Annotated in this window: 6 protein-coding genes; all 6 read left to right on the top strand. The window is 37.7% G+C overall.

The genetic code is table 11. The features are described from left to right. A partial coding sequence (gene secD / locus WC906_05250) for a protein translocase subunit SecD (GenBank protein MFA5777809.1) occupies positions 1–1,590 on the top strand: 1,590 nt, incomplete at its 5' end. A gap of 5 nt (positions 1,591–1,595) precedes the next feature. After that, positions 1,596–2,513 (top strand): protein translocase subunit SecF, encoded by a 918-nt coding sequence (secF, locus tag WC906_05255; GenBank protein MFA5777810.1) that lies wholly within the window; start codon positions 1,596–1,598, stop codon positions 2,511–2,513. Positions 2,514–2,523: 10 nt separating this feature from the next. Next, on the top strand, positions 2,524–2,796 hold the full coding sequence (locus tag WC906_05260; protein ID MFA5777811.1) for a hypothetical protein: 273 nt from the start codon (positions 2,524–2,526) through the stop codon (positions 2,794–2,796). Positions 2,797–2,860: 64 nt separating this feature from the next. Further along, complete coding sequence (locus WC906_05265) at positions 2,861–3,034, top strand: hypothetical protein (protein MFA5777812.1); 174 nt, start codon at positions 2,861–2,863, stop codon at positions 3,032–3,034. A gap of 361 nt (positions 3,035–3,395) precedes the next feature. Continuing rightward, the gene (locus tag WC906_05270; GenBank protein MFA5777813.1) at positions 3,396–3,521 is read left to right on the top strand and encodes a hypothetical protein; all 126 of its coding nucleotides are present in this window, start codon (positions 3,396–3,398) and stop codon (positions 3,519–3,521) included. 237 nt (positions 3,522–3,758) lie between these two features. Next, positions 3,759–4,183 (top strand): tyrosine--tRNA ligase (tyrS, locus tag WC906_05275; GenBank protein ID MFA5777814.1); only part of this gene is annotated, 425 nt, incomplete at its 3' end.

The following is a 4,183-nucleotide window of genomic DNA, read 5'->3' on the forward strand; positions in this document are numbered from 1 at the left end:
GCTTATAATTTTTTTAATAAAACTAAGGTTAATTTGGGGTTAGATCTTCAGGGAGGCATCCATTTGGAATATAAAGCCGATACTTCAAACGTAGATAGCGCCAAAAAATCCGAAGCGCTTCAAGGAGCTCAGGATGTGATTGAAAGAAGAATAAATGCTTTTGGCGTCGGAGAACCTTTAATTCAAACCTCGCATTATGGCACAAATGATTACATTGTCGTTGAACTTCCCGGAATAAAGGACATCGAAGAAGCGAAAAAAAGAATTCAGGATACTCCATTTTTGGAATTTAAGGAGGAAGGCGCTTCTATTCAAACAACTCAAGGAAACGGAGGGGATTTGGGCTTTGTCAAAAAGGGAACTTTCGTGGCGGAATTTGATGATGTTTTGTTTAGCGGAAAACTTAAAGACGGCGAGGTTTATCCGCAACTCGTGGAAAGCCAATATGGATGGCATATTATAAAATTCATCGAATCGCGAGGAGAGGGAGATAATTTGGAGGTTCATTCCGCCCATATTTTATTTGGCAAACAGCAATCTGATGAGAATGCAACTCAGGAAATGGTAGATGATATAAATAGTCAAAATAAGGCAAAAGCGGAAGAAATATTGAAGCAAGCTCTTGCTGGAGAAGATTTTGCAAAACTTGCCAACGAAAATAGCCAGGATCCGGGAAACAAACCTCAGCAACAATATGTTTCAACCGGACTTTCCGGAAAAAACTTGAAAAGTGCCTCGGTAACTTTTCAAAATCAGGGACTTTCTGAACCGCAAATTTCCATAAAATTTGATGCCGAAGGAACAAAGTTATTTGCCGATATTACCAAGAAGAATTTACAAAAAACAGTTGCTATTTACTTGGATGGCCAAATTGTTAGCGCTCCGAGAGTACAATCAGAAATTACTACTGGAGATGCCGTAATAACCGGAAGTTTTACATTGGATGAAGCAAAAGAATTAGCTCAAAGACTCAACGAAGGAGCTTTACCGGTCAAGCTTACTTTGGATGGGCAGGAAAGTATTGATTCCATCCTGGGAGCTGAGTCGTTGCGTAAAAGCTTGATCGCCGGAATAATCGGCCTTTTGGCAGTGATGGTCTTTATGATAATTTATTATCGATTTCTAGGAGTAATTGCATCGCTGGCTTTGATAACCTATACGGCTTTTATGATTTCAATTATTAAACTTTCCGCTTATTCGCCATGGCAAATAACATTGACTTTATCAGGCATTGCGGGAATCATACTTTCAATCGGTATGGCAGTCGATGCTAATATTTTGATATTTGAAAGAACCAAAGAGGAAATCAGAAGAGGAAGAAATATTTCCAGCGCTATTGAAGAAGGATTCCGGCGCGCTTGGACCTCAATTCGGGATGGAAATCTTTCCACCATCATTACCTCACTCATTTTGATACTTTTCGGAACCGGATTCATTAAGGGATTTGCTGTCACTTTGATTCTTGGTGTTTTAGTTTCATTGTTCACTGCAATTGTGATTGTCAGAACCACCCTCCGATTCATCGGTACGCATTGGCTGGAAGAAAGAATGTGGCTGGTGATGAGAAATAAGAAAAATAAAGAAGAATAATGCATATGATTAATATTATAGACAAAAGAAAGTATTTTTACGCTTTTTCGCTTACCATAACAACGGCCAGTTTGATTATGCTTATAATGTGGGGGCTTAGACTGGGAAAAGATTTTACCGGAGGAACAAGAATGAATATTGAGTTTAGCCAGGAGGAATCTATCGGACAAGTTCAAAATAGCTTAAAAGATTTAAATCTCAAAGAACTTTCCATTCAAAAATCACAAAATAATTCCATTGCCATAAACTATGGATCTTCCGACGAGGTTTTGAACAACAGCGTGCGAGAAAAACTCAAAGAGTTGGATGCGAATTACAAAGAGCTTCGAACTGAATTTACCGGAGCATCTGTTTCCGATCAAATCAAAAGAAATGCTCTTCTGGCTATTATTCTGGCTAATATTGGAATTGGAATTTTCATTGCCTGGGCATTTCGCAAGGTTTCCCGCCCGGTTCCTTCCTGGCAATACGGAGTCGGAGCGGTGGTGGCTCTCGTGCATGATGTTTTAATTACGACCGGAGTTTTTGTGTTTCTGGGAAAATTCCACGGGGTTGAAGTCGGTGTGCCTTTTGTTGCGGCGCTTCTGACTATTCTTGGATTTTCTGTTCATGATACGATTGTTGTGTATGACAGAATTAAAGAGAATCTTTTGAAATCCGGAAAGAAAGATGAATTCGAGGATGTAGTTAACAAATCCTTGAATGAAACTATGGCCCGTTCGATCAATACCTCGTTTACTGTGCTCATTGTACTTCTGGCAATCACAATTTTCGGAGGAGAATCAATCAGATTTTTTTCTATCGCGCTTTTAGTTGGAATATTCTTCGGAACCTATTCATCAATTTTTGTCGCTTCAGCGCTTTTGGTGACAAGTTATAAAATGAAATTAAAAAAGCTTAGTACCAAAAACTATAATTTATAAAACTAAATTTATGTGGAATCCATTCAAAAAAACATCTTCCAGCAATAACGGCTCTGATGATAAAGATAATACTCAAAATATGGGCTTTGTCCAGCGTTTGGCAATGAAAAAAATGATGTCAATGAGCCCCGAACAAAGAGAAAAAATGATGAAGAAAATAATGACGCCGGAAAATATTTCCAAAAACAAAGACAAGATTTTAGAAGCAATGGAACAAATGAAAGCTTCCGGACAAATGTCGGCAAGCCAAGTCGAAGAGGCCAAAAGAAGATTGGGGCTTTAAAATATTCAATGAATAAAAGTTTCGATAATAGCAAAACAAACCATTAAAAAAGAGGAGGGGTATAATGCGTATTTTGAAAAGCTCGAAAGAGATAGAGGAGCTGATTGCTAAAGGAGAAAAATGGGGGGCAAAAGACGCTAGAGTATTTGGAAGGTATCTTAACTTGACGAAAGAATCAGACGGAAGGATAGTTTTTGGTAAAATCGATGGTTATGATTACTACTTGGTTTTTAGCTAGAGGAGTATTGCTGGAAACCCAGCAAGCTTTAGGCGGAAAGCTTTCCGCCTTTTTTTATTGACATAAATTTCGGGTATGCTATATTTAAAGTACTAAAAAAAATTAACTTTCCAAAATGAATCAGTTGCGACAATATTTTTATTTCTGGTTTATGGAGCTTTCGATGGGAAAGTTAGTTTTTGTTGGTAACGAATAAAACAAGGTTCAGATAAAGATTCCAACTAACTTTCCCAAAAGGAAGGTTTTTTTGTTTTTTCAGGACAACGTTTCCTGAAGTAATTTAAAAAAACAAAGGGGGTGGATTGTGATTACAAAAAAAAGTGGAGAAGAAGGCATACTAGGACACACCGTAGAAAATCTTATGAAGATAAAGAATAGCTGTGAAGAATTAGGAAGGGGAGGTAATGTCGAATTATTGAAAAGGGTCAATGAAGCCCTGGAAATCAAAAAACTTGAAGGGAGGGTTGGTTATGGCCAGAAGGTGTGACGGGAATTGTAAAAAATGTAAAGAGGTGCAAAGAGGAAAAGAGAATCTGAGAGCCGGATCATTTAGAAACTTTAAATGTTCCGGTGGAAAAAAGATTTCTGTGAAAAAGAGACAGAGCGGAGAGATGGTGCTAATATAGCAAAAAACAGGCAGGAGAGATGATTGCATTCATCTCTTCTGCCTCCCTAAAAAATCAACAAATTTGCGGAAATGTTAAATAATTGATATCATAAAAATATGCCAAAAGTAATTACCGATGAAAAATCAATAGACGAAGTTTTGACTCGAGGAGTAGAAAATATTTTTCCTAGCCGAGAAGAACTTAAAAAAGTTTTAATGTCAGGGAAAAGAATACGACTGTATTGCGGCTATGATCCAACAGCCAAAGCGCTTCACATTGGAAATGCTATTTCCATTAACAAGCTCGGACAATTTCAAAAATTGGGACACGAGATTATTTTTCTGATTGGCGATTTTACCGGAATGATTGGCGATCCGACTGATAAAAGCGCTACTCGAAAAAAACTAACGCGGGAAGAAGCTTTGGAAAACAGCAAAAATTATCAAAAACAAGCTTCCGGATATTTGAAATTTGACGGAGAAAATCCAGCCGTAGTTAAATATAATAGCGAGTGGAGTTCTAAATTGACTTTTGATGATGT

The sequence above is a fragment of the Parcubacteria group bacterium genome (assembly GCA_041657845.1).
Lineage (GTDB): Bacteria > Patescibacteriota > Minisyncoccia > Moranbacterales > JAKLHP01 > JAKLHP01.

Bases quoted from the DNA above. Each gene is read 5' to 3' on its own strand.
- WC906_05260 (MFA5777811.1), top strand. From the start codon at position 2,524: ATGTGGAATCCATTCAAAAAAACATCTTCCAGCAATAACGGCTCTGAT.
- WC906_05265 (MFA5777812.1), top strand. From the start codon at position 2,861: ATGCGTATTTTGAAAAGCTCGAAAGAGATAGAGGAGCTGATTGCTAAA.
- secF (MFA5777810.1), top strand. From the start codon at position 1,596: ATGATTAATATTATAGACAAAAGAAAGTATTTTTACGCTTTTTCGCTT.
- WC906_05270 (MFA5777813.1), top strand. From the start codon at position 3,396: ATGAAGATAAAGAATAGCTGTGAAGAATTAGGAAGGGGAGGTAATGTC.